General features: G+C 72.1%; 23 protein-coding genes and 1 tRNA gene. 13 read left to right on the forward strand and 11 right to left on the reverse strand.

Annotation, left to right across the window (positions count from 1 at the left end):
- Positions 1-79 precede the first annotated feature (79 nt).
- Both PED38_RS03815 and PED38_RS03820 read right to left on the reverse strand, forming a co-directional pair.
- Positions 80-760, reverse strand: coding sequence for a response regulator transcription factor (locus PED38_RS03815; protein ID WP_063071375.1), 681 nt, complete (start codon positions 758-760; stop codon positions 80-82).
- Positions 757-1,920 (reverse strand): sensor histidine kinase, encoded by a 1,164-nt coding sequence (locus tag PED38_RS03820; RefSeq protein ID WP_063071374.1) that lies wholly within the window; start codon positions 1,918-1,920, stop codon positions 757-759. The genes PED38_RS03815 and PED38_RS03820 overlap by 4 nt, the downstream gene beginning before the upstream one ends.
- Positions 1,921-2,125: 205 nt before the next feature.
- On the opposite strand from PED38_RS03820, the gene phoU reads away from it, so the two are divergent.
- A complete protein-coding gene (phoU, locus tag PED38_RS03825; RefSeq protein ID WP_063071373.1) occupies positions 2,126-2,779 on the forward strand; it encodes a phosphate signaling complex protein PhoU in 654 nt (217 codons plus the stop codon).
- 101 nt (positions 2,780-2,880) lie between these two features.
- Here phoU and PED38_RS03830 read toward each other — a convergent pair whose 3' ends face one another.
- The gene (locus PED38_RS03830; RefSeq protein WP_063071372.1) at positions 2,881-3,636 is read right to left on the reverse strand and encodes a phosphoglyceromutase; all 756 of its coding nucleotides are present in this window, start codon (positions 3,634-3,636) and stop codon (positions 2,881-2,883) included.
- Between the two features lie 35 nt (positions 3,637-3,671).
- Here PED38_RS03830 and PED38_RS03835 point away from each other — a divergent pair, with 35 nt between their 5' ends.
- Complete coding sequence (locus PED38_RS03835; RefSeq protein ID WP_270979845.1) at positions 3,672-4,490, forward strand: class I SAM-dependent methyltransferase; 819 nt, start codon at positions 3,672-3,674, stop codon at positions 4,488-4,490.
- Between the two features lie 26 nt (positions 4,491-4,516).
- Here the strand turns inward: PED38_RS03835 and PED38_RS03840 are convergent, their stop codons facing one another.
- The 5 genes from PED38_RS03840 to PED38_RS03860 form a co-directional block, all read right to left on the reverse strand.
- A complete protein-coding gene (locus tag PED38_RS03840) occupies positions 4,517-5,920 on the reverse strand; it encodes a hypothetical protein (protein WP_063071370.1) in 1,404 nt (467 codons plus the stop codon).
- Between the two features lie 189 nt (positions 5,921-6,109).
- Positions 6,110-7,231: an FUSC family protein gene (locus tag PED38_RS03845; protein WP_270979848.1), complete on the reverse strand. Its 1,122-nt coding sequence runs from the start codon at positions 7,229-7,231 to the stop codon at positions 6,110-6,112.
- Entirely contained in the window at positions 7,215-8,366 is a 1,152-nt protein-coding gene (ygfZ, locus tag PED38_RS03850; protein ID WP_270979850.1) for a CAF17-like 4Fe-4S cluster assembly/insertion protein YgfZ, read from the reverse strand. The genes PED38_RS03845 and ygfZ overlap by 17 nt, the downstream gene beginning before the upstream one ends.
- A complete protein-coding gene (locus PED38_RS03855) occupies positions 8,356-8,955 on the reverse strand; it encodes an FABP family protein (RefSeq protein ID WP_063071367.1) in 600 nt (199 codons plus the stop codon). The genes ygfZ and PED38_RS03855 overlap by 11 nt, the downstream gene beginning before the upstream one ends.
- A gap of 170 nt (positions 8,956-9,125) precedes the next feature.
- Positions 9,126-9,392, reverse strand: coding sequence for a hypothetical protein (locus tag PED38_RS03860; protein ID WP_270979852.1), 267 nt, complete (start codon positions 9,390-9,392; stop codon positions 9,126-9,128).
- Between the two features lie 53 nt (positions 9,393-9,445).
- Here PED38_RS03860 and PED38_RS03865 point away from each other — a divergent pair, with 53 nt between their 5' ends.
- From PED38_RS03865 to pstB, 8 genes are all read left to right on the forward strand, one after another.
- Entirely contained in the window at positions 9,446-10,138 is a 693-nt protein-coding gene (locus PED38_RS03865; protein ID WP_063071365.1) for a response regulator transcription factor, read from the forward strand.
- Positions 10,107-11,021, forward strand: coding sequence for a mycothiol synthase (mshD, locus tag PED38_RS03870; RefSeq protein WP_270979853.1), 915 nt, complete (start codon positions 10,107-10,109; stop codon positions 11,019-11,021). Before PED38_RS03865 ends, mshD begins: the two co-directional genes overlap by 32 nt.
- Before the next feature lie 90 nt (positions 11,022-11,111).
- The gene (locus PED38_RS03875; RefSeq protein ID WP_063071363.1) at positions 11,112-13,292 is read left to right on the forward strand and encodes an RNA degradosome polyphosphate kinase; all 2,181 of its coding nucleotides are present in this window, start codon (positions 11,112-11,114) and stop codon (positions 13,290-13,292) included.
- Positions 13,293-13,381: 89 nt separating this feature from the next.
- Complete coding sequence (locus tag PED38_RS03880) at positions 13,382-14,323, forward strand: NUDIX hydrolase (protein ID WP_063071448.1); 942 nt, start codon at positions 13,382-13,384, stop codon at positions 14,321-14,323.
- Between the two features lie 195 nt (positions 14,324-14,518).
- Positions 14,519-15,613, forward strand: coding sequence for a phosphate ABC transporter substrate-binding protein PstS (locus tag PED38_RS03885; RefSeq protein ID WP_063071362.1), 1,095 nt, complete (start codon positions 14,519-14,521; stop codon positions 15,611-15,613).
- 106 nt (positions 15,614-15,719) lie between these two features.
- Entirely contained in the window at positions 15,720-16,721 is a 1,002-nt protein-coding gene (pstC, locus tag PED38_RS03890; RefSeq protein WP_175345483.1) for a phosphate ABC transporter permease subunit PstC, read from the forward strand.
- Entirely contained in the window at positions 16,721-17,821 is a 1,101-nt protein-coding gene (gene pstA, locus PED38_RS03895; RefSeq protein WP_063071361.1) for a phosphate ABC transporter permease PstA, read from the forward strand. The genes pstC and pstA overlap by 1 nt, the downstream gene beginning before the upstream one ends.
- Before the next feature lie 44 nt (positions 17,822-17,865).
- Positions 17,866-18,645, forward strand: coding sequence for a phosphate ABC transporter ATP-binding protein PstB (gene pstB / locus PED38_RS03900; RefSeq protein ID WP_094127956.1), 780 nt, complete (start codon positions 17,866-17,868; stop codon positions 18,643-18,645).
- Positions 18,646-18,722: 77 nt separating this feature from the next.
- Here pstB and PED38_RS03905 read toward each other — a convergent pair whose 3' ends face one another.
- The 3 genes from PED38_RS03905 to PED38_RS03915 all read right to left on the reverse strand — a co-directional run bounded on the left by PED38_RS03905 (position 18,723) and on the right by PED38_RS03915 (position 21,403).
- Complete coding sequence (locus PED38_RS03905; RefSeq protein ID WP_270979856.1) at positions 18,723-19,577, reverse strand: anti-sigma factor; 855 nt, start codon at positions 19,575-19,577, stop codon at positions 18,723-18,725.
- Positions 19,574-20,173: a sigma-70 family RNA polymerase sigma factor gene (locus PED38_RS03910; RefSeq protein WP_063071359.1), complete on the reverse strand. Its 600-nt coding sequence runs from the start codon at positions 20,171-20,173 to the stop codon at positions 19,574-19,576. Before PED38_RS03910 ends, PED38_RS03905 begins: the two co-directional genes overlap by 4 nt.
- Before the next feature lie 597 nt (positions 20,174-20,770).
- Positions 20,771-21,403 (reverse strand): hypothetical protein, encoded by a 633-nt coding sequence (locus tag PED38_RS03915; RefSeq protein WP_063071358.1) that lies wholly within the window; start codon positions 21,401-21,403, stop codon positions 20,771-20,773.
- A 72-nt stretch (positions 21,404-21,475) separates the two neighbouring features.
- Here PED38_RS03915 and PED38_RS03920 point away from each other — a divergent pair, with 72 nt between their 5' ends.
- From PED38_RS03920 to PED38_RS03930, 3 genes are all read left to right on the forward strand, one after another.
- Positions 21,476-21,646, forward strand: coding sequence for a hypothetical protein (locus PED38_RS03920; protein WP_175345482.1), 171 nt, complete (start codon positions 21,476-21,478; stop codon positions 21,644-21,646).
- Between the two features lie 35 nt (positions 21,647-21,681).
- Positions 21,682-21,754 (forward strand) — tRNA-Lys (locus PED38_RS03925).
- Positions 21,755-21,901: 147 nt separating this feature from the next.
- On the forward strand, positions 21,902-22,624 hold the full coding sequence (locus PED38_RS03930; RefSeq protein WP_270979857.1) for an SGNH/GDSL hydrolase family protein: 723 nt from the start codon (positions 21,902-21,904) through the stop codon (positions 22,622-22,624).
- The last annotated feature ends 242 nt before the right edge of the window (positions 22,625-22,866 follow it).

The raw sequence follows: 22,866 nt of genomic DNA on the forward strand, positions 1-22,866 counted from the left end.
GGCCGGTCGCACGCGCGGCAGGCTGGACGACGAAGGCCCCGTCCCTGAGGGACGGGGCCTTCGTCGTGTGCGGAGCGCGCTACGCCTCGAAGCGGTAGCCGAGACCGCGCACGGTGACGAGCAGCACGGGGTCGGACGGCTCGCGCTCGATCTTGGAGCGGATCCGCTTGATGTGCACGTCGAGCGTCTTGGTGTCGCCGAAGTAGTCGGATCCCCAGACCCGGTCGATGAGCTGGCCGCGCGTGAGCACCCGGCCGGCGTTGCGGAGCAGCAGCTCCAGGAGCTCGAACTCCTTCAGCGGCATGGCGATCTCGCGGCCGTCGACCTCGACCGTGTGGCGCTCCACGTCCATGCGGACGAGCCCGACCTCGAGCACGTTGAGCGGCTCGTCGTCGACCTCGACGCGGCGGCGGAGCACGGCGCGGATCCGGGCGAGCAGCTCCCGCGTGGAGTACGGCTTGGTGACGTAGTCGTCGGCGCCGAGCTCGAGGCCCACGACGATGTCCACCTCGGAGTCCTTCGCGGTGAGCATGATGATCGGCACCGCCGAGCGCGTGCGGATCTCGCGGCAGACCTCGGTGCCCGGGAGGCCCGGGAGCATGAGGTCGAGCAGGATGAGGTCCGCGCCGTCCTTGTCGAACGCCGCCACGGCCGCGGGGCCGTCCTCGACGACGTCGACCTCGTAGCCCTCCCGCTGGAGCAGGAAGGCGAGCGGCTCGCTGAGCGACGCCTCGTCCTCGACGAGCATGATGCGTGTCACGTTGGTTCTCCGATGTCCGTACCGGCGAGCGCCGGGGTCTGCGATGCCTCGGGGAGGCGGATGGTGAAGGTCGAGCCGCGGCCGGGACGGGACCAGACCCGCACGTCGCCGCCATGATTCTGCACGACGTGCTTGACGATGCTGAGCCCGAGCCCCGTGCCCCCGGTGTCGCGGGCGCGGGCCTGGTCGACGCGGAAGAAGCGCTCGAAGATCCGGCCCTGCTCGTCTTCGGGGATGCCGATGCCCTGGTCGGTGACCACGACCTCGACGGCGCCGTCCTCGTGCATCACGCCGATCCCGACGCGGGAGCCGTCCGGCGAGTAGTTGACGGCGTTGCTCAACAGGTTCGCGACCGCCACCACGAGGAGGGCCTCGTCGCCGTAGACGGTGGTGCGCGAGCGCTTGCCGCGGGCCAGCTCGATGCCGCGGAGCTCCGCGCCGAGCCGCACCTGGTCGAGCGCGACGCTGATCACGTGGTCGACGTCGACGGGCTCCGCCTTCTCCAGCGCGTTGGCGGCCTCGAGCCTGGACAGCTCGATGATCTCCTGCGTGATCCGCGCGAGCCGCGCCGACTCCGTGGTGAGCCGGGCCGCGAAGCGCCGCACCTGCACCGCGTCGTCGGCGCACGAGTCGAGCGCCTCCGCGAGCAGCCCGACCGCGCCGATGGGCGTCTTCAGCTCGTGGCTGATGTTCGCCACGAAGTCGCGCCGCACCTGGTCGAGCCGGTGCGACTCGGTGCGGTCCTGCGCGAGGAGGAGCACGTAGCGCGTGCCGAGGCGGGCCACCCGCACGTGCATCTGGAACTCCGCGGCGCCGAACGGGCCGCGTGCGAGCGACACCTCCTCGGCCATCGGCTCGCCGGACCGGCGCACGCGGTCGACCATGGCGACGAGCTCCGGGTGCACGAGCGCCTGGTGGAAGACGAGGCCGGAGGAGATGGCGCCGGGCGACGCCTTCATCACGTTGTTGGAGGGATCGAGCACGATGCCGGCCGACTCCAGCGCGTCGAGCACCTGGTCGACGCCGTCCGGGACGACGGGGTTCGTGATCTCGACGGCACGGTCGCCGCGGTCCGCCGCGTGGTGCAGCAGCCACACGAATCCCGCGCCGACCGCCAGACCGATGAGGAGGCAGACGAGCACCAACGCACCGGTGTCCATGCGCCCACACTAGGAGACGGCGTCGGGGCGTCCCGGCCGTCCCCCTGCCGCATCGGGGCGGCGGGGCCACGAATTCAGCTCGACGGCACCGTGCGTTAACCTCGCATGACCAGAGTCGGAGGGACGTGGACCCGGCCCGGGGTCCGCCATGCCCGAGAACCACCCCGCCCCTCCTGCAGCGGGGCGGACTGAGAGGACGTCCCCCATGCGCGAAGTGTTCCAGCAGGAGCTCCACGAGGTGCAGGAGCGTCTCATCGAGATCTCCGCGCTCGTCGCCATCTCCATCGAGAACGCGACCCGCGCGTTCAACGAGTCGAACGTCAGCCTCGCCGAGACGGTCATCGAGCAGGACCGCCGCATCGACGAGCTCGCCACGAGCCTCGACGAGCTGGCCATCAACATCCTCGCCCGCCAGCAGCCGGTGGCGCGCGACCTCCGCATCGTGGTGAGCGCCCTCCGCATCAGCGCGTCGCTCGAGCGCATGGGCGACCTCGCCGAGCACATCGCGCAGCTGTCGCGCTACCGCTTCCCGGACAAGGTGGTGCCCAAGTCGCTCCGCCCCACGTTCCTCGAGCTCGGCCAGCTCGACGTGGCCATCGCCCGCAAGCTCACGGACCTCCTCACCACGGAGGACCCGAAGCTCGCGGAGGAGATCCGCAACGACGACGACCGCATCGACGAGCTGCACCTCAGCGTCTTCGACAAGGTGCTCGGCGAGACCTGGAAGGGCGCGGCCGTCGACACCGTCGACTCCACCCTCGCCAGCCGCTACCACGAGCGCTTCGCCGACCACGCGGTGTCCATCGCCAAGACCGTGCAGTACCTCGCGACCGGCGACTGGGTCCAGGCCGACGGCTGATCCCCGCCCGCCGGCCGAGTGCCGGCCCGCCGCGCCGCGGTGACATGACGAGAGCCCAACCGGATGATCCGGTCGGGCTCTCGTCGCCCGTGCGGGTGGGCCTACTTCTTGCTGCCCTGCGCGGCGACGGCCGCGGCACCTGCTGCGGCCGCCTCGGGGTCGAGGTACTCGCCGCCCGGGACGAGCGGACGGAAGTCCTCGTCGAGGCGGTACACGAGTGGGATGCCGGTGGGGATGTTGAGCTCGGCGATGTCCGCGTCCGAGATGCCGTCGAGGTGCTTCACGAGCGCGCGCAGCGAGTTGCCGTGCGCCGTGACGAGGACCGTGCGGCCGGAGGCGAGGTCGGGCTGGATGTCGGACTCCCAGTAGGGCAGCATCCGCTCGATGACGTCCTTGAGGCACTCGGTGCGGGGCAGGTCGTCGCCGAGGTCGGCGTAGCGCGGGTCGGCCGACTGCGAGTACTCGTCGTCGTCGGCGATGGGGGGCGGCGGCACGTCGAACGAGCGGCGCCAGGTGGCGAACTGCTCGGGGCCGTACTCGGCGAGGGTCTGCGCCTTGTCCTTGCCCTGGAGGGCGCCGTAGTGGCGCTCGTTGAGGCGCCAGGTGCGCTGGACGGGGATCCACGAGCGGCCGGCGCGCTTGAGCGCGATGTTCGCGGTGTCGATGGCGCGGATGAGGACGGAGGTGTGCAGCACGTCGGGGAGGATGCCGGACTCGGCGAGGAGCTCGCCGGCGCGCTGCCCCTCCGCGACGCCCTGCTCGCTCAGCTCGACGTCCACCCATCCGGTGAACAGGTTCTTCTGGTTCCAGTCGCTGTTGCCGTGACGCAGCAGCACGAGGGTGCGGGGTTCAGCCATGCGACCAGCCTATCGAGCGATGCGAGACTGGTCCCATGCCCGGCGCCGCCTCCCCCGTAGGCTCCGTGACCCGCGGGACGACCAACACGAACCGCCTCCGGCGCGTCGACAGGTGGATCGCGACCCTCGACTCCCTGCGCCTCGCGACCGACCCGCTCGTGGTCGACCTCGGCTACGGCGCGAGCGGGATCACGGCCCTCGAGATGCACCGGCGGCTGCGCGCGACGCGGCCGGACGTGCGCGTGGTGGGCATCGAGATCGAGCCGGGGCGGGTCGCGCGGGCGCGCGAGCAGCTCGCGGCATGGCCCGACGCGTCCGCCCGCGAGCGGGTGGCCTTCGCCCGCGGCGGCTTCGAGGTGCCGCTGCCGGGCGGCGAGCGGGCCACCGTGATCCGCGCGTTCAACGTGCTGCGGCAGTACGACGAGACGGAGGTGCCGGCCGCCTGGGCCCGCATGGCCGCGCGGCTGGCTCCCGGCGGATCCGTCGTGGAGGGCACGTGCGACGAGATCGGCCGCATCGCGAGCTGGGTCGACGTGCGCGCGGACGGCCCCCGCAGCCTCACCATCTCGCTGCGGCTCACGGGGCTGGAGCTGCCGTCGATCGTGGCGGAGCGCCTGCCGAAGGCTCTCATCCACCGCAACGTCCCCGGCGAGCGGGTGCACGGGGTGCTGGCCCTGCTCGACCGGAGCTGGATCCTCAGCGCGCCGCTCGGCGTGTACGGGCCGCGCCAGCAGTGGCTCGGCGCGGTGCGGCGGATGCGCGACGCCGGCGTGCCCGTCGAGGGCGGCCACGCGCGCTGGCGGCTCGGCGAGCTGACCGTGCCGTGGTCCGCGGTGGCGCCGGGCGCCTCCTGATCCCAGGGGCGCCCGGCCCCGGGTGATCAGGACGGCAGCCGGAGGATGCGCGCCACGTTCCAGCGCGGGCCGGGGAACTCGGCGTCCGATCTCGTGGAGGCCCCGGGCATCGCCGTCATGGCCGGCATCTGCGACATGCCCGACATCGAGGCCATGCCGGACATCCCGTCCATCCCCGCCATCGCGTCCGACGCCTCGGTCGGGTCCGCGCCCCACATCGGGGGCATGCCCACAGCCTGCTGCATGATCGCGCCGGTCGGCATCGACGGGGTGGTGCTCCGCAGCGGCTCGACGGTGCGGCCCCCGGCGCCGCAAGGGACGGTCACGTCGACCGTCGCCCGATGCGCGTCCTCGTCCATGCTCACGACGCGGACCGACATGCCGTGACGGAGGTCCGCTTCGTCACCCGGCACGAGGCGCTCGGCCATCTCCGAGGTGTCCCCCGGCCGCACGGCGATGGAGGTGGCCTCGGGGTACAGCGGATCCGTCCTCGAGAGCTGCACACCGGACGGCCGCACGTCGTGCGGCGCGGCCGGGGAGTCGTAGACGTTCGCGTACTCCTGCCCGTCCACGACGTCCCGGTACTGCACGAACCAGCTGACGGACGGGTCCCGAGGATCCGCCCAGGAGATGATCCGCTGGGCGTCGAAGCCGCTCGACATGGTGCTTATCGTGACGCGGCGCGCGGCCCCGCACGTGGGCACGACGCGATGCGAGATGAGCCCCAGGCGGTCGAGCGTGCCTGCGGTGAAGGGCAGGAACGTGTACGCGTGGCCCATCAGGTCGGCGTCGTTCCCGTACTCGTCACGGGCGCAGGAGGCGGGCATGGCGTGCTCGTCGTAATCCCACGCGTCGGAGCACTGCACCGAGGACGCGTGGAACAGCGACATGTTGTGCCCCAGCTCGTGCGAGATCGTGGTCGGCAGGTCGGCGTCGATGAAGAGGAATCCGCCGTCGTTCACGCCCTCGCCCTCCGACGCGTTGGAGAACCGCTCGCACGAGAGGCTCTCCGGCACCATCGCCATGAGGTGCTTGTCCGGACCGGGCGTGAAGCCCGAGTACTGGAGGGCGAAGGCGTTGATCGATGCGAAGTCGTCGCAGCGCACGTTCGGGTCGTCGGGGACCTGCCAGTCGCTGATGGAGGCGGCGTTGATGTGCACGCGGCCGTGCGTCTCGTTCGCGTAGTAGGCGTCCGCCTGGCTGAGCCGCGTCGCGACGTCCTCCGGGGTGTAGTTCGGGTCGATTCCCTGTGGCGCGACGAGGACCGCGGTGACCTCCTCGACCGCGGCCTGCCCCTTGGGGGTCGCGGCCTCCACCCGGTACGGCGCGGTCGTGGTGCCGCGACCCGCCGCGCCGGCGGGGGATGCGGTGGCCGCAGCGATGGCGAGCACCGCGAGGGTGCAGAGGATCGTCGGTCTCGTGATGCGCATGGGGCTCCTGTCAGACCCGCCGGAGCGGGGGGGGGGGGGGACGTTCTCCGCAGGACCGTCACGACGGGCGGTCGGCGTGCGAGCACGTCGATGCGCAGATGCCGCGGGGACCGGTGCCCGTGGTGGGCCTGACACTAGGGCGGTCAGACGATCGTCGGGCGGAGACCGCACAAGGCCTCCTCCGCGCCGTCAGACCTCCGGCAGCGCCGCCCGGGCGGTCTCCGCGTCGACGCCCGCCGCGACCTGGAGGTCGACGAGGAGCGGACGCAGCAGCATCACGAGCATCACCTCGCCGACGGGCGCCCCGGGGATGAGCTCCCTCGGATCCAACCGCACGGCCACGAGCACGAGGTTCTGCTGCGCGAGCGGCGCGGCCGAGGGGTCGGTCAGGCTCTGGCCGAGCAGGTTGACGCCGTTCGAGACGGTGGCGAGGAGCTCGGCGAGCACAGGTCGGCGGATCCCGTCGACCACGAGGAAGTCGATGCGCCGCGAGATGACGCGCAGGTTCCGCACCGCGAGGTCCATGCCGTCGAGCACGCGCCGCTGGGCGCGCAGCTCCGGCAGGTGACGGCGGAGGAATGGGGAGATGCGCGCGATCGAGATGGCCGAGTCCGCCGCGGCGCTCCACGCGTCGATGAGCGGCTGGGTGCGCCGCAGCCGGTCGAGCGCGCGGTCGGCCGCGGTCGCGTCGCCGAGCCGCAGCGCCGTGACGAGCGACGTGAGCGCGTACGAGCACTCGGAGAAGACGCGGCGGGCCTCGCGGATCGCCTGCCGGCGCGGATCCCTCGGGATGAGCGCCGTCGCGAGCAGGGCCACCGCGCCGCCCACGAGCCCGTCGACGCTGCGCACGAACACGCCGCCGGGCGGCGCGGGCAGGAGCGCCACCAGGACGGCCTGCACGCCCGCCGCCACCGCGAACGCCGCGTTCGACGACAGCAGCCGCGCGACCAGCAGCGTCGCCAGGATGATGACGAACAGCTGCCACGCTCCCCGCCCGATCCCGAGCAGCAGCACCTCGCTGAGCGTGATGCCCACGGTCATGCCGATCGCCGTCTCGAGCACGCGCACGGGCCGGGCGTCACGCACGAAGCCGAGGCTCGTGATGGTGACGGTCGTCGCGAGCAGCGGGGTGTCGTGGCCGAGCACGTGGTGCGCGAAGGCCCAGCCACCCGTGGCGGCGATGGCGATCTGCAGGGCGGCGGGCGCGGATCCCCACAGGCGCAGGAGCGCGGCGCGCGGATCCGCCCGGTGCCTCAGGGTGCGGGCGGCACGGGCCGACCGCTCCCGCGCGCGCTCAGCGGCGGACCGCACCGAGCCGCGGCAGGCGGGGGACGTCGGCCGAGCGGCCGGCGTCGGTGGGCACGATCACGTCCTGCGCGGCCTGGACGCGCACGTCGTCGGCGACCACCTCGAGCTGCGCGGCGGGATCCACGTTGCGGCGCACCACGGCGAGCGCGACGGGACCGAGCTCGTGGTGCAGGGCGCTCGAGGTGACGGCGCCGACGACCTCGCCGGGGGTCCCGTCGGGCTCGGCGGGGAGCCGCACCTCGGATCCGGTGCCGGGCAGGACCGCGTCCGACCCGTCGAGGTGCAGGAGCACGAGACGGCGCGGCGGCCGGCCGAGGTTGTGCACCTTGGCGACCGTCTCCTGCCCGCGGTAGCAGCCCTTGCTGAGGTGGACGGCGCTGCGCAGCCAGTCGAGCTCGTGCGGGATGGTGCGGTCGTCGACCTCGGTCGCGAAGCGCGGGCGCCACGCGGCGATGCGGAGCGCCTCGGCGGCGAGCGCGCCGGCGACCGGCAGCTCCCCCGCGGCGGCGCGGGCGACGAGGGCCGGGAGCTCGATGCGCGGGACGAGCCGCTCGCTCCAGGTCCAGCCGGCGGCCGGATGCGCGGCCGAGGTCGCGTACTGGTGGCCGCCGGGCACGACGGCGCCCCACGGATCCCGCCAGACGAGCGGCACCCCGGCGGGCGCGGCGACGGGCAGGTCGGGCTCGCCGAGCGTGCCGATCACCGCGAGCTCGGCTGTGCGGTCGGCGGGCTCGACGCGGAGCATGAAGCGCATCCGCTGCAGGTAGGCGAGCAGGGCGGCCGCGTCTCCCGCGCCCAGGAGGAGCCACGTGCTGACGCCGTCGTCGAGCACGCCGACCGCGTGCTCGAGCCGGCCGTTCTGGTCGAGGAAGAGGGTCTCGGCGGAGTCGCCGGGGGCCAGATCGCGGAGCGACTGGCTGGTGATGGAGTCGAGCCACGTGAGCCTGTCCTCGCCGGTGACGGAGAGGACCGCCCGGTGCGAGAGGTCGACGACCGCGGTGCCGGCGGCGAGGGCGCGCTGCTCCGCGACGAGCGATCCGATGTGCGCGGGCACGCCGGCGTCCGGGCCCTCCGCGGCGACGGCGCCGGGCAGGTCGAGGAACGGGGAGCGGAGGACGGGATCCGGGTCAGTCGACATGCGCCACCCGCCCGGAGGCGTGCGTGCGCAGCGGCTGGCCGAGGGCCGCGATGTCCCACGCCCAGAGGAGGTCGCGCTCCACGAGGCCGTAGAGCCGGGTGGCGCCCGTGTACTCCTTGGCTCCCTCGGTGCGCATGACCGCGTCGGTCGCGAGGTCGATGCGCGCGCTCTTCACCTGGCCGACGTACAGCTCGCTGACGCCGCCGGGATGCACGAGCGCGACCTCGACGTCGAAGCCGCCCTCGGCGTTGCGGAGGGTCTCGACCTCGTCGGCCGTGGTGAAGGGGCGCTCGCCCGCGGGCGGCAGCATGGCGGGGCCCGGGTCGCCGTCGGTGACGCGGCGTCGCAGCCGCCAGTAGCCGGTCTCGGTGACGAACGGCACGGGCCCGTCGTCGCCCTCGAGCCAGGCGTAGGAGGAGTAGTTGAGGTGGGGCAGGCCGTCGTGGCTGAAGCTGATGCGCTGGCCGAACTCGCGGCGCACCATCTCCTCGCCGACGGCGTACTCGACGACGCCGGTGCCCTCCCAGACCCCGAGGAGCCAGGAGAGCGGGACGAGCTCCGCGGGGAGGCCGGTCGGGATCTCGATCATGCGGCGCGCGGTCAGCGCTGGCCGCGGAAGAGGTTGTAGACCACGACGAGCGACACCCAGCCGATGGAGAGGCTCGCCAGGACCAGCAGTCCGGTGAAGAAGAGTTCCAGAGCAAGCAGCGACGACATGGCCTCAATCTACCCCACGGGCGGACGCGCCGGGCCGGTGGGTCAGCCCGCGGCGGCCAGCAGGAGCACGACGACCGTGGCCGCCGCGAGCACGAGCACGGCGCCGACGACGCTGCCGGTGGCGCGGTCGACGAAGCCGGTCTTGCGGGGCAGCGCCAGCTGGATCACGAACGTCGCCACGACGCACGTCGCGAGCACGAGCGGGAACCACCGTGGCGCGTCGACGGGTCCGACCGCCACGGCCACCACGACCGCGCCGACCACGGCGGCGAGCCAGACGGGGACGATGCTGCGCAGGGGGGAGGTCACCCCGCAATCCTGCCCCACGTATCATGGGGTCAATTCATCCATGGAGGATCCCTGTGGCCCAGCTGTTGATCCTGACCTCGTCCGCGGACACCGACGTGCTCCCGGCGCTCGGGCTCCTCAGCCACCGGACGCGGCACATCCAGGCGGACGCCGCGAGCCTCGTCAACGCCCCCGCGGCCGACCTGGTGCTCGTCGACGCCCGCCGCGACCTCGCCAGCGCGAAGTCGCTCTGCAAGATCCTCACCACCACGGGCGGCGGCACGCCCCTCATCCTCGTGCTCACCGAGGGCGGCCTCACGGCGGTCAGCGCCGACTGGGGCGCCACCGACGTGATCCTCGACTCGGCCGGCCCCGCCGAGGTGGACGCCCGTGTGCGCCTCGTCATCGGCCGGGCCGCCCAGGAGCACACGGGCAGCCGGATCCAGGCGTCCGGCGTGGTCATCGACGAGGCGAGCTACTCCGCCAAGGTGCACGGCAAGCCGCTCGACCTCACGTTCAAGGAGTTCGAGCTGCTCCGCTTCTTCGCCAGCCACCCCTCGCGCGTCTTCACGCGCGAGCAGCTGCTCAGCGAGGTGTGGGGATACGACTACTTCGGCGGCACGCGCACGGTCGACGTGCACGTGCGGCGCCTGCGGGCCAAGCTCGGCGACCTCGAGTCGCTCATCGGCACGGTCCGCAACGTCGGCTACCGCTTCAACGTGTACGAGGAGGACAGTGAGCGCGTTCCCGCCCCCGTCGGCAGCTGACGTCCCGCGCGTCGCCGCCGTCGACGCGTCGCCCGAGACCGTCCGGCGCGTGCTCGCGCTCGCCGACCGCGCCCGATCCGTCGACGGCCCGGCCGCCTTCAACGAGCAGACCCGCCTGACCCTCGGCGCGGACGACGGCCCGCGCGCGCTCGTCGCGCCGGGTCCGGACGGCCGGCCGATCGGGGCCGCCGTCGTCGCGCGCGGGGCCGAGGGCGTCGAGGCCGAGCTGGTCGTGGATCCGGAGCACCGTCGCCTGGGCGTCGGCCGCGCGCTGCTGGACGCCGTGCTCGCCGAGGCCGGCGGCTCCCCCGTCTCGGTCTGGGCGCACGGCGACCACCCGGGTGCCCGCGCCCTGGCGGCGGCGACCGGCCTCGACCGCGCACGCGAGCTCCTGCAGCTGCGCGCGTCGGTCGCCGAGGCGCGTGCGGGGCTCGGCGAGCGCCCGTTGCCCGCGGGCCTCGCGCTCTCCTCCTCCACCCCGGACGACGCGGACGACTGGGTCGCGCTCAACGCGCGCGCCTTCGCCAGCCACCCGGAGCAGGGCCGGATGACCCGGCGCGACCTCGACGAGCGCATGGCCGAGCCCTGGGGCGACCCCTCGACCCTGCTGCTCGCCCGCGACGGCGACGGCCGGCTCGTCGGCTTCCACTGGCTGAAGGTGGAGGACGGCCAGGCGGAGGTCTACGTGCTGGGCGTCGATCCCGACCGCGCCTCACGCGGCCTCGGATCCGCCCTCCTGGCCGCCGGCCTCGACCTCCTGGCCGAGCGCGGCCACGACGAGGTCGACCTCTACGTCGAGGCGGACAACGCGCCCGCCCTCGCGCTGTACCGCCGGGCCGCCTTCCGCGACGCCGCGGTCGACGTCCAGTACCGCCGCGCCTGATCCGCCCTCCCCAGCACCCTCCCGGGGGCGGTTCACCGTGCGTTCACCTGCCGGAGGGTGGAGCGCGCACCGCGATGCCATGATGGGCGGATGGACAGCGAGACGTACATCGGCGACGCGAAGGCGGTCGCCGAATCCCTGGACGACTTCGACGAGGACGAGATCCTGGAGGACGACGGGACCCTCCCCGAGGGGCGCTTCCTCGACCGGGAGCTGAGCTGGCTGGCCTTCAACCGCCGCGTGCTCGAGCTCGCGGAGGACCCGCAGCTGCCGGTCCTCGAGCGCGCCAACTTCCTCGCCATCTTCGCGAGCAACCTCGACGAGTTCTTCATGGTCCGCGTGGCCGGCCTCAAGCGCCGCATCGCCACCGGGCTCGCCGTCCCCACCAACATCGGCCGCACGCCCGCCGAGGTGCTCTCGGCCATCAACGAGACCGCGTACCGCCTGCAGGTCCGCCACGCGGCGGCCTTCAACGACAGCGTCCGCCCGGCGCTCGAGGAGCAGGGCATCCGCATCGTCCGCTGGGACTCGCTCGACGAGGCCCAGCAGGACCGCCTGCACGAGCTCTTCTCCGAGCAGGTGTTCCCGGTGCTCATGCCCCTCGCGGTGGATCCCGCGCACCCGTTCCCCTACATCTCCGGCCTCTCGCTCAACCTCTCGGTGCGCATCCGCAACCCGAAGACGAACCGCCAGGAGTTCGCGCGCATCAAGGTGCCGCAGATGCTGCCGCGCTTCATGCCGCTCACGCCGGACACGCGCTCGGGCCCCATCGACTTCATCGCGCTCGAGGACCTCATCGCGAACCAGCTCGAGACGCTGTTCCCGGGAATGGAGATCGTCGAGCACCACGTCTTCCGCGTCACCCGCAACGAGGACGTGCAGATCGAGGAGGACGAGACCGAGAACCTCATCCAGGCCCTCGAGAAGGAGCTGCTGCGCCGCCGGTTCGGCCCGCCCATCCGCCTCGAGATCTCGGACGACATGGACGCGGTCACGCTCGACCTCCTCATGCGCGAGCTCGACATCACCGAGCAGGAGGTGTTCACGCTCCCGTCCCCGCTCGACCTCGGCGGCCTGTTCGACCTCGCCAAGCTCGACCGCCCGGCGCTGCACTACCCGAACAACGTGCCCACCACCGCGGTGGCCCTGAAGCCGGCCGAGGACAACTCCCGCGCCGACATCTTCCGCTCCATCGCGCAGCAGGACATCCTGCTGCACCACCCGTACGAGTCCTTCACCACGAGCGTGCAGGCGTTCCTCGAGCAGGCCGCCGCGGACCCGCACGTCCTCGCCATCAAGCAGACCCTGTACCGCACGAGCGGCGACAGCCCCATCGTCGAGGCGCTCATCGACGCGGCCGAGGCGGGCAAGCAGGTGCTCGCGCTGGTGGAGATCAAGGCCCGCTTCGACGAGCAGGCCAACATCACGTGGGCGCGCAAGCTCGAGAAGGCCGGCGTGCACGTCGTCTACGGGGTCGCGGGACTCAAGACGCACTGCAAGCTCGCGCTCGTCATCCGCCAGGAGAAGGGCGGGGTGCTCCGGCACTACAGCCACATCGGCACGGGCAACTACAACCCCAAGACGAGCCGCATCTACGAGGACCTCGGGCTCCTCACGGCGGACGACGTGGTGGGCAAGGACCTCACCCGGCTGTTCAACGAGCTCTCCGGCTACGGCATCGAGAAGAAGTTCAAGCGCCTGCTCGTCGCGCCGCTGCACCTGCGCAAGGGGCTCCTGAAGCGCATCGCCGTGGAGACGCAGAACGCGCTCGACGGCAAGCCGAGCGGCATCCGCATCAAGGTCAACTCCATCGTCGACGAGGCCATCATCGACGCGCTCTACCGGGCCAGCAACGCGGGCGTCCCGGTGCAGGTCTGGGTGCGCGGCATCTGCTCGCTCACGCCGGGGCAGCCGGGCCTCAGCGAGAACATCGAGGTGCGGTCCATCCTCGGCCGGTACCTCGAGCACTCGCGCGTGTTCTCGTTCGTCAACGACGGCGACCAGGCCACCTACATCGGCAGCGCCGACATGATGCACCGCAACCTCGACCGCCGCGTCGAGGCCCTCGTCCGTCTGGTGGCCCCCGCGCACCTGCAGGAGATCGAGGACCTCTTCGACCGCGCCATGGCCGACACCACGTCCGCGTGGATCCTCGACTCCGCCGGCGAGTGGACGCGCCGCAACCAGGACGCCGACGGCAACACCCTGGAGGACCTGCAGACCGCGGTCATGGGCATCGTCTCCAAGCGCAAGCGTCGCGTGCTCCGCTGAGCGCATCGCCGCACCGGGCACCTGCGGTCGGCGCTCCCGGGTCCTCCGGGGGCGCCGACCGCGACGCCGATCCGGCTAACGTGGCAGGCGTGACACCCCGCCCCACCGTGCTCGCCGCCGGCGCCGTCGTCTGGCGCGTGGTCGACGGCCGGATCCGGGTGCTCATCATCCATCGCACGCGCCTCCGCGACACCTCCCTCCCGAAGGGCAAGGTCGATCCCGGCGAGACCCTCCCGCAGACCGCCGTCCGCGAGGTGCACGAGGAGACCGGCTACCGGGTCGCGCTCGGCGTGCCCCTGGGCGCCATCGAGTACGGCATCTCCGGCGGGCGCCGCAAGGCCGTGCACTACTGGGCCGCCGAGGCGACCGAGGCGGTCCTCGAGGCCGGCCGCTTCGAGCCGGGGGACGAGGTGGAGAGCATCGAGTGGGTCTCCATCCCCAACGCCCGCAAGCGCCTCGACTACCCGGGCGAGATCGACATGCTCGACCTCTTCGCCGGCCTCGTCGAGACCGGATCGCACCGCTCCTTCGCCCTCATCGCCCTGCGCCACGGCCATGCCGTGCAGCCGTACGAGTGGGACGGCCGCGACGCCGGACGGCCGCTGAGCGTCCGCGGGCGCGCCGAGGCCGCCTCCATCGTGCCGACCCTCGCCGCCTTCGGCCCGCGCGTCATCACGAGCAGCACGGCCGAGCGCTGCCTGCAGACGGTCGCGCCGCTCGCGGAGGCGCTCGGCCGCCGCGTGAAGGAGGACGCGGGCATCAGCCAGGACGCGTACGAGTCCGACGGCGGATCCGTGCGGGCGACCGTCGCGAAGCGCGTGCGCAAGGCCCGGAGCGCCGTGCTGTGCAGCCACAGCCCCGTGCTGCCCGAGATCCTGCACGAGATCGCGCTCGCCACCTCGACGCCGGCGGCCAGCCGCATGCCGCGAGCCGGCATGCTGTCGCCGGCCGAGTTCTCCGTGGTGCACCTGTCGGCGTCCGACCCGGAGGCCGGGATCCTCGCGGTGGAGACGTACGGACCCACCGCCTGAGGCGCCGCGGGATCCCTCGGGCATCTGCCCGACCGACCACTGTGCGCCCGCGCGCCTGAGCCCGTGCCGATCCGCGCGGTCTGTTCACCTCCCGTTCACCGGAATCGGCCGAGCCCGTCAAGAGCCCGACATAGCGTCTCGGAGGAGCCCGCACCGGCTCCGTCACAGCACGAATCACCCGGAAGGCTCCCCCACGTGAAGATCTCGCGTCTCGGCAGCGCAGCAGCGCTCGCCGCCGTCACCGCCCTCGCCCTCTCCTCCTGCGCCGCCAACGAGGCCCCCGCGGCGGGCGGCTCCTCGGCGTCCACGCTCCAGGGCACGCTCAACGGCATCGGCTCGTCCGCGCAGGGCTCGGCCCAGGAGGCCTGGGCCAAGGCCTTCCAGACCACCAACACCGGCGTCACCGTCAACTACTCGCCCGACGGATCCGGCGCCGGACGCGAGGCCTTCATGGCCGGCGGCCAGAACGCCAACTTCGCCGGCTCCGACCGCGCGCTCAAGACCGACGAGCTCACCGGCACCTTCGGCCAGTGCGCCGACGGCACCTCCGCCATCGACCTCCCCAACTACATCTCCCCCATCGCCATGGTCTTCAAGATCGACGGCGTCTCGGAGCTCAACCTCGACGCCGCCACGGCCGCGGGCATCTTCAAGGGCACCATCACGAAGTGGAACGACAAGGCCATCACGGCCCTCAACCCCGACGCGAAGATGCCGGACGCCCCCATCACGGCCGTGCACCGCTCGGACGACTCGGGCACCACGCAGAACTTCGGGGACTACCTCAAGGCCGTCGCCCCCACCGTGTGGGACGCCGCCTCCAGCGGCAAGTGGCCCTACCCGGGCGGCGAGGCGGCCCAGGGCACGTCCGGCGTCATCGACGCCGTCAACGGCGGCACCAATGTCATCGGCTACGCCGACGCGTCGCGCGCCGGTTCCCTCGGCACCGCCAAGGTGAAGGTCGGCGACGACTTCGTCGCGTACTCGCCCGAGGCCGCGTCCGCGATCGTCGAGGCCTCCCCGGAGGAGACCGGCCGCGCGGAGAACGACATCGCGATCAAGATCGACCACACCTCCACCCAGGCCGGCGTGTACCCGATCGTCCTGGTCAGCTACCTCATCGGCTGCCAGCAGTACAAGGACGCCGCCGTGGGCGAGCTCGTCCGCTCGTACTTCGAGTACGTGACCGGCGCCGAGGGCCAGAAGCTCGCCGCCGAGAAGGCCGGCGCCGCGCCGCTGTCCGACACGGTCGCCGCGCAGGTCAAGACCGCGGTCGCGTCCATCAAGTAAGCACCCGCCGTCCGCCCCCTGGCCCGCTCGCGCGGGCCAGGGGGCGCTCCCACGGGCGGCGCGCCGCCCACTGCCCCACCATCACGACCGCAAGGGAACCCGACCCATGACGACCGCCGCCCCGCAGCCTCCCGAGGCCCCCGAGTCCGATCGGCCGCGCGACGTCGCGGCCGCCCCCCGCAGCACCCAGGGCGTGAAGGCCAAGGCCCGCCTCGCCGACCGCGTGTTCTCCGGCCTCGCATCCGGGTCCGGCGCGCTGATCCTCGCGATCCTCGCCGCCGTCGCGCTCTTCCTCGTCGTCCAGAGCATCCCCGCCCTCACCGCCTCGCCGGCCGAGGTCTCCGGCGGTGCCGGCTTCTGGAGCTTCGTCGGCCCGCTGATGTTCGGCACCGTCTACGCCGCCGCGCTCGCGATGCTCATGGCCGTGCCCGTGGCCGTCGGCATCGCGCTGTTCATCTCGCACTACGCGCCGCGCCGCCTGGCGCAGGGCCTCGGCTACGTCATCGACCTGCTGGCCGCCGTGCCCTCGGTGGTCTTCGGCCTCTGGGGCATCACGGTGCTCGCCCGCTTCCTCCAGCCGTTCTACGCGTTCCTCACGGAGACCTTCGGCTGGTTCCCGCTCTTCGCCGGCCCCGTCTCGGGCACCGGCCGCACCATCTTCACGGTCGCGGTCGTCCTCGCCGTGATGATCCTGCCCATCGTCACCGCGCTCTGCCGCGAGGTGTTCCTCCAGACGCCGAAGCTGCACGAGGAGGCGGCGCTCGCCCTCGGCGCCACGCGCTGGGAGATGATCCAGACGGCGGTGCTCCCCTTCGGCCGCCCCGGCATCATCTCGGCCTCCATGCTCGGCCTCGGCCGCGCGCTCGGCGAGACCATGGCGGTCGCGATCGTGCTCTCGCCCGCGGCGGTCGTGAACTTCGCGTGGTTCCAGTCGACGAACTCGAACACCGTCGCCGCGAACATCGCGCTGAGCTTCCCCGAGGCGTACGGCCTCAAGGTCAACGAGCTGATCGCCTCCGGCCTCATGCTCTTCATCATCACGCTGGCCGTGAACATGCTGGCCCGCTACATCATCAGCCGCCGCAAGGCCTTCTCCGGAGCGAACTAATGGCGACGACAGCCCCCTCCCGCACGCGGCCCGTCGCGACCACGCTGCCCAACTCCCTGACGGCCGGCAAGCTGCACCGCGCCACGGCGCCCCTGATCTTCCTCGCCTCCTGGCTCGTCATGGCCGTCATCTTCCTGGTGCTCCTCGTCTCGGGCGCCGCCGAGGACTTCAACTACGTCGGCACCGCCGTGTTCGGCACGCTGCTGTTCGGCGTCGCCCTCTTCGTCATCTCGCTCGCCGTGGAGGGCGAGCGGAAGGCGAAGGACCGGGTCATCACGATCCTCGTCACGGTCGCCTTCGTGCTCGCGCTCATCCCGCTCATCTCGCTGGTGTTCACCGCGGTCACCAACGGCTCCGGCCGCTTCGACCCGCTGTTCTTCAACTCGAGCCTCCGCAACGTGGTGGGCGAGGGCGGCGGCGGGCTGCACGCCATCATGGGCACGCTGATCATCACGGCCATCGCCGCGGTCATCTCCATCCCCGTGGGCCTCATGTCGGCCATCTACCTCGTCGAGTACGGCCGCGGCCGCCTGGCGCGGGCCATCACGTTCTTCGTCGACGTCATGACGGGCATCCCGTCGATCGTCGCGGGCCTGTTCGCCTACGCGCTGCTCGTGCTCTTCCTCGGCCCGGGCGTCCGCATGGGCTTCGGCGGCGCCCTGGCGCTCTCGGTGCTGATGATCCCCGTGGTCGTCCGCAGCGCCGAGGAGATGCTGAAGCTCGTCCCCAACGAGCTGCGGGAGGCGTCCTACGCGCTGGGCGTGCCGAAGTGGCTGACCGTCGTGAAGATCGTGCTGCCCACGTCGCTCGCCGGCATCGTCACGGGCGTCATGCTCGCGATCGCCCGCGTCATCGGCGAGACGGCGCCGCTGCTGATCGTCGCCGGCTTCACGCAGGGCATGAACTACAACCCCTTCAAGGACCAGATGATGACGCTGCCGGTGTTCGTCTTCCGGCAGTACGCCGACCAGGGCGCGGATGCGGCGGCCTACGTCGACCGCGCGTGGACCGGCGCGCTCGTGCTGATCCTCATCGTCATGGCGCTCAACATCATCGCCCGCCTCATCGCCCGCATCTTCGCCCCCAAGCTCGGCCGCTAGCGCCCGCTCCCCCGGCCACGAACCCGAACGGTTAGGAACACCCCTTGTCCAAGAGCATCGAAGTCAACGACCTGAACGTCTACTACGGCAAGTTCAAGGCGGTCGAGGACGTCAACCTGCGCATCGAGCCGCGCACCGTCACCGCCTTCATCGGCCCGTCCGGCTGCGGCAAGTCCACGTTCCTCCGCACGCTCAACCGCATGCACGAGGTCATCCCCGGCGCGTACGTGGAGGGCGAGGTCCTCGTCGACGGCAACGACCTCTACGGTCCGGGCGTCGACCCGGTGCTCGTGCGCCGCCAGGTGGGCATGGTCTTCCAGCGGCCGAACCCGTTCCCCACCATGTCCATCCGCGACAACGTGCTCGCGGGCGTCAAGCTCAACAACCGCAAGATCTCGAAGTCGGACGCCGACGCGCTCGTCGAGCAGTCGCTCATGGGCGCCAACCTCTGGAACGAGGTGAAGGACCGCCTGGCGCTCCCCGGATCCGGCCTCTCGGGCGGCCAGCAGCAGCGTCTCTGCATCGCGCGCGCCATCGCCGTGCAGCCCGACGTGGTGCTGATGGACGAGCCGTGCTCCGCGCTCGACCCGATCTCCACGCTCGCCATCGAGGACCTCATCGAGGAGCTCAAGACGCAGTACACGATCGTGATCGTGACGCACAACATGCAGCAGGCCAGCCGCGTCTCCGACCGCACCGCGTTCTTCAACATCGCGGGTACCGGCAAGCCGGGCAAGCTCATCGAGTACGACGACACCACCACCATGTTCTCGAAGCCGAGCGTGCAGGCGACCGAGGACTACGTCAGCGGCCGCTTCGGCTGATCCGCCGCGCCGCACGAGATGAAGGCCCCGCATCCTCTGGAGGATGCGGGGCCTTCGTCTCGTGCGGGAGCCGACGATCAGGTGACGGTGACCGCCACGATGGGCTCGCTCGTGGGCTGCTCGGATCCGCCCTCGGGCTCGACGGTGATGGCCACCGTGTCGCCCGGCGTGTACGTGCCGGCGAGCACCGCGTGGCCCGCGCCGCCGTCGGACGGCATGACGCCGGCGGACACGGGACCCGACTGGCTGACGTACCACATCTGCAGGACGCGGCCCTCGGGGAGCGGAGCGGCGTCGTTGAGCACGACGGCCGTCTTCGCCTCGGAGGCGGAGAAGTAGACCGTGGCGGTGCCGCCGCCGACCACTTCACGCTTGTCGATGACGACGTCGGACGCCGTGGTGACCCGCTCGTAGGCGGAGGCGACGGGCGACTCCGAGGAGCCGGGCACGCCCGCGTTCGTGCCGACGACCACGCCGCCGACGACGAGGACCACGGCCGCGGCCGCCACCCCGAGGAGCGCGCCGGGCTTGCGGAACCAGCGCTCGGAGGCGCGGGCCGACGCGGAGCCGAGCCGACCGCGCGGAGCGGTCGGGCCGGCGGACGCCGACGGGGTGCCCGCGGCAGGACGCAGCTCGGTGACGGGCGCGGCAGGGCGGTCGTCGGCGGGAGCCTCGGCCGGCGCCTCGAGGGGCGGCAGCTGCGGCGTGGCGTCGAGCATGGCCATGAGGTCGGACTTGAGGCGCGGGGACGGGGCCACGGGCTCCGTGGCGAAGGCGAGGCCGGCCGCGGTGGCCCGGATCTCCTCGACCTCGGCGCGGAGCACGGGGTCGCCCTCGAGGATGGCCTCGAACTCGGCCGCCTCGTCGGCGTCGACCGCGCCGAGCGCGTACGCCGCGGTGAGCGTGCGCAGGTCGTCGTCGGTGGTCATCATGCGACTCCCATCTCATCGCGCAGGCGGATCATGCCGTCGCGCAGGCGCGTCTTCACGGTGCCGATGGGCACGTCGAGCATCGACGCGACCTCGCTGTGGCTGTAGCCGCCGTAGTAGGCGAGGGAGACGGCCTGGCGCTGGATCTCTGTGAGCTTCGTCATGGCCTTCTTCACCCTCTCGTGCTCGATGCTGATCTCGACGGTCTCCGACACCTGGTCGTAGCCGTGCTCGTGGTCGCGGATGCCGATGCGGACATCGCGATCACGGCTGGACTGGGAGGCGCGCACGCGGTCGACCGCGCGGCGGTGGGCCATGGTGAGCACCCACGTGGTCGCGGCGCCCTTGGCCGGGTCGAACCGCGATGCGGACTGCCAGATCTCCAGGAAGATCTCCTGGGTGACCTCCTCGGACTGCGCGTGGTCGACGAGGAGCCGCCGCACGAGTCCGAGGACGCGGGGCGCGAGCTGGTCGTAGAGCTCCGAGAAGGCGCGCTTGTCGCCCTGGGCGACACGGCCGAGGAGCGACTCCTTCGACTCGGGGTCCGCCGGCCCGGGCAGGTCGGGACGCTCGATCGATGAAGGCACGAGCCCCAGCATCCCAGACCCGACCGGGTTCCGCATGCAGGCGCATCGACGCCCGTCGGGCGGAGGTGGATCTGCGGGGAGGTCATGTGGGTCTTCCGGGTGGTGGGGCGGATGGTGCAGGGGATGCGGGGAGGCCCGCACCGGCCGGATCCCGCGGGAACGCGGCATCTGGGATGGCCGGGCGGCCTGCCGCGCAGCAGGACACGACCGATGCGGGTCGCACCCTCGCGGGTGACGGGTGCGAAGCGGGTGAGCGCCTCACGATGACTCTTCGGGGCGGGGCGCGTCACGGTTTGGTCACAGGACGGCCGGATGACGATGCCGGGGCGCGGGTGGCGCTCGGCTCCGGTCGGAGGGGACGTGGGTGGCGTCCGGTCGGGTGGGGACCCGGCCTCGAGGGCATCTGGCGGAGATAAAAGGAGCCGGACCGCAGGAACGCCTCTCGGCGCGAGGCCGCTCGGAGCGGCGAATATTGGAGCCCGGGGTTACTGCGGCCCGACCCCATCCACTGTAACCGAGTCGACCGGAGCTGTCGCCCGGGGTCCGTCGCTCACAGCGAACGCGGCGGATGCAGCGATGCGGGAGGACGCCCGCGCGCCCGGCCCCGGGTCAGTCGAGCCGGTCGCTCCGCCACAGGCGGGCGCACTGCGCGAGGTCCGCCGCCATCTGCGAGAGCCGGAGGGCGCGCGTCGTGAGGTCGCCGGCGCGCTCCGGGGAGGCCGTGGCGTCGAGGTCGTCGGCGACGCTCGTGGCACCGAGCGCGGCCAGCCTGCTGAACGCACCCGCCCGATCCAGCGCCACGGCGAAGTCGCCCGTGAAGAGGCCGCGGAGGATGCTGTCCGCGAGCTCGACGATCTCCGCCGGCCCCGTCGGCGCCGTCGCACCCGCGACGACGGGATCGATGGTCGTCGCCACCTCGGTGCCGCGCTGGTAGAGGAGGCTGATGCCGTCCGGATCCTGTCGGATGAGCGCGCGCATGAGGTACAGGCGCCAGAGCGCGCCGGGCAGGCTGCGCGGGCTCGCGCGCGACCACAGCTCCGCCACCGCGTCGATGCCGTGTTCGTCGGTGTAGGCGATGAGGCGCTCGACGACCGCGGGGTCGGGATCCGCCCGCACGCGCGCCAGCAGCGCCGACGCGGTCTCGTGGGCCACGCGGCTGATCGTGGCGGGGTCCTCGCCGCCGAGCATGCTCTCGAACTTGGACCCGGAGAACCTGGTGGGCTTGTGGTAGTCGCCGGACATCCTCGTCAGCGTACGCCGGGGCCCGCCGCGATCGCCCGGCGAGCGCCCGGGAGGCCCCCGTAGGCTGGGGGCATGAGATTCGTCGTCGGCCTGGTGGTGCTGTGGCTCGTCCTGGTCGTCGTGGGGTTCGTCATCAAGGCGCTCGCGTGGCTCGTGGGCGTCGGGATCTTCCTCGTCGTGGTCACGGTCGTGGCCGGTGCCGTCGTGCGTCGCGGGTCCTCGCGCGACGTCGACCGCCTCTGATCGGCCGCTCCCCCATCCCGTAGAGTCGGGCGCACGGGCCTCTAGCTCAGTTGGTAGAGCAAGGGACTTTTAATCCCTGGGTCGTCGGTTCGAGCCCGACGGGGCCCACACGGTCCTCGAGCGGTGGAGCGGAATGCGTCGCCGACGGCGTCAGTATTCGCAGATGCCCGCCGCGTGAACCGGTCATCCTCTATCCCCTCATGTGGGGCCACCAATTGGCGTTGTCGCCTCTCACCGGCCCATATGATTTCATTCATGGGGAAAAGACGTGGACGCGGCATGAGCAGGGCGTGGGGCATCGGTGGTGTCACGCTGCTAGCCACGGGGGTCGTCATCATCTCCGGGCTCGCCCTCGGACAGGGGCGGGACGAGGCGTCCTCTAAGGCCGGCTCCGTGCCGACGCTCTCGGAGAGCTCTCCCCGCGTGACCGCCGAGCCACTGCGGGTGGCGGCGGTCGGGGACTCGATCACCGCGGCCGACAGCCGCGACTTCGCCGGGGGCGACATCGGTGACGGCTCCTGGTTGTCCTACGTGCTCGGCGATGGTGTCGTGTTCTCCGGCGGATGGGCGCTTGGCGGAGTCCAGACGCGTTCCATGGTGGAGAACGTCACCCCGTACCCCGACACCGATGTGCTGGTCCTCCTCGCCGGGGTCAACGACTACGGGAACAACGTGCCGTTCTCGACCACCGCCGCGAATTACGACGCGATCGTGGGGACCGTCGCCCCCGCCCGGGTCCTCGTCTCCACCGTGCCGCCCAGCGATGAGCAGCCCGCTGCGTCCCGCTCCTTCAACGAGGACCTGGAGGAGCTGGCAGCGACCCGGGGTTGGTCGTTCGTCGACGCGGCCTCGGGGACCCAGGACGTCGACGGCACCTACATCGAGGGATTCACCTCAGACGGCACGCACCCGACGCCCGCCGCTGCGAAGGTGATGGGCGAGGCCGTCCGGAAGGCGGTCCTGGCCGAGTCGTCGTGACGGTGCGAACGGAGGACTAACTCCGCGGCATGTCGACGGACGAGATCCTCCACCGCGCCGGCTCGTGACGCGGGCAATGCCGTCCGATCCAGCGATCCCGGCAGCCCCCCCCCCCCGAGAGGCGGTCCCCGCTCTGCCTGCCATCACCGGCTGGTGCTGTAGTCCGTGACGAAGCACAGACGCTCGGCTGGTAGCGGTACCTCGCAGCGCTGATGCTGCGTATCGAAGAGCGACCGCTTTCG

This window comes from Clavibacter sp. CT19 (genome assembly GCF_027858075.1).
Taxonomy (GTDB): domain Bacteria; phylum Actinomycetota; class Actinomycetes; order Actinomycetales; family Microbacteriaceae; genus Clavibacter; species Clavibacter tessellarius_A.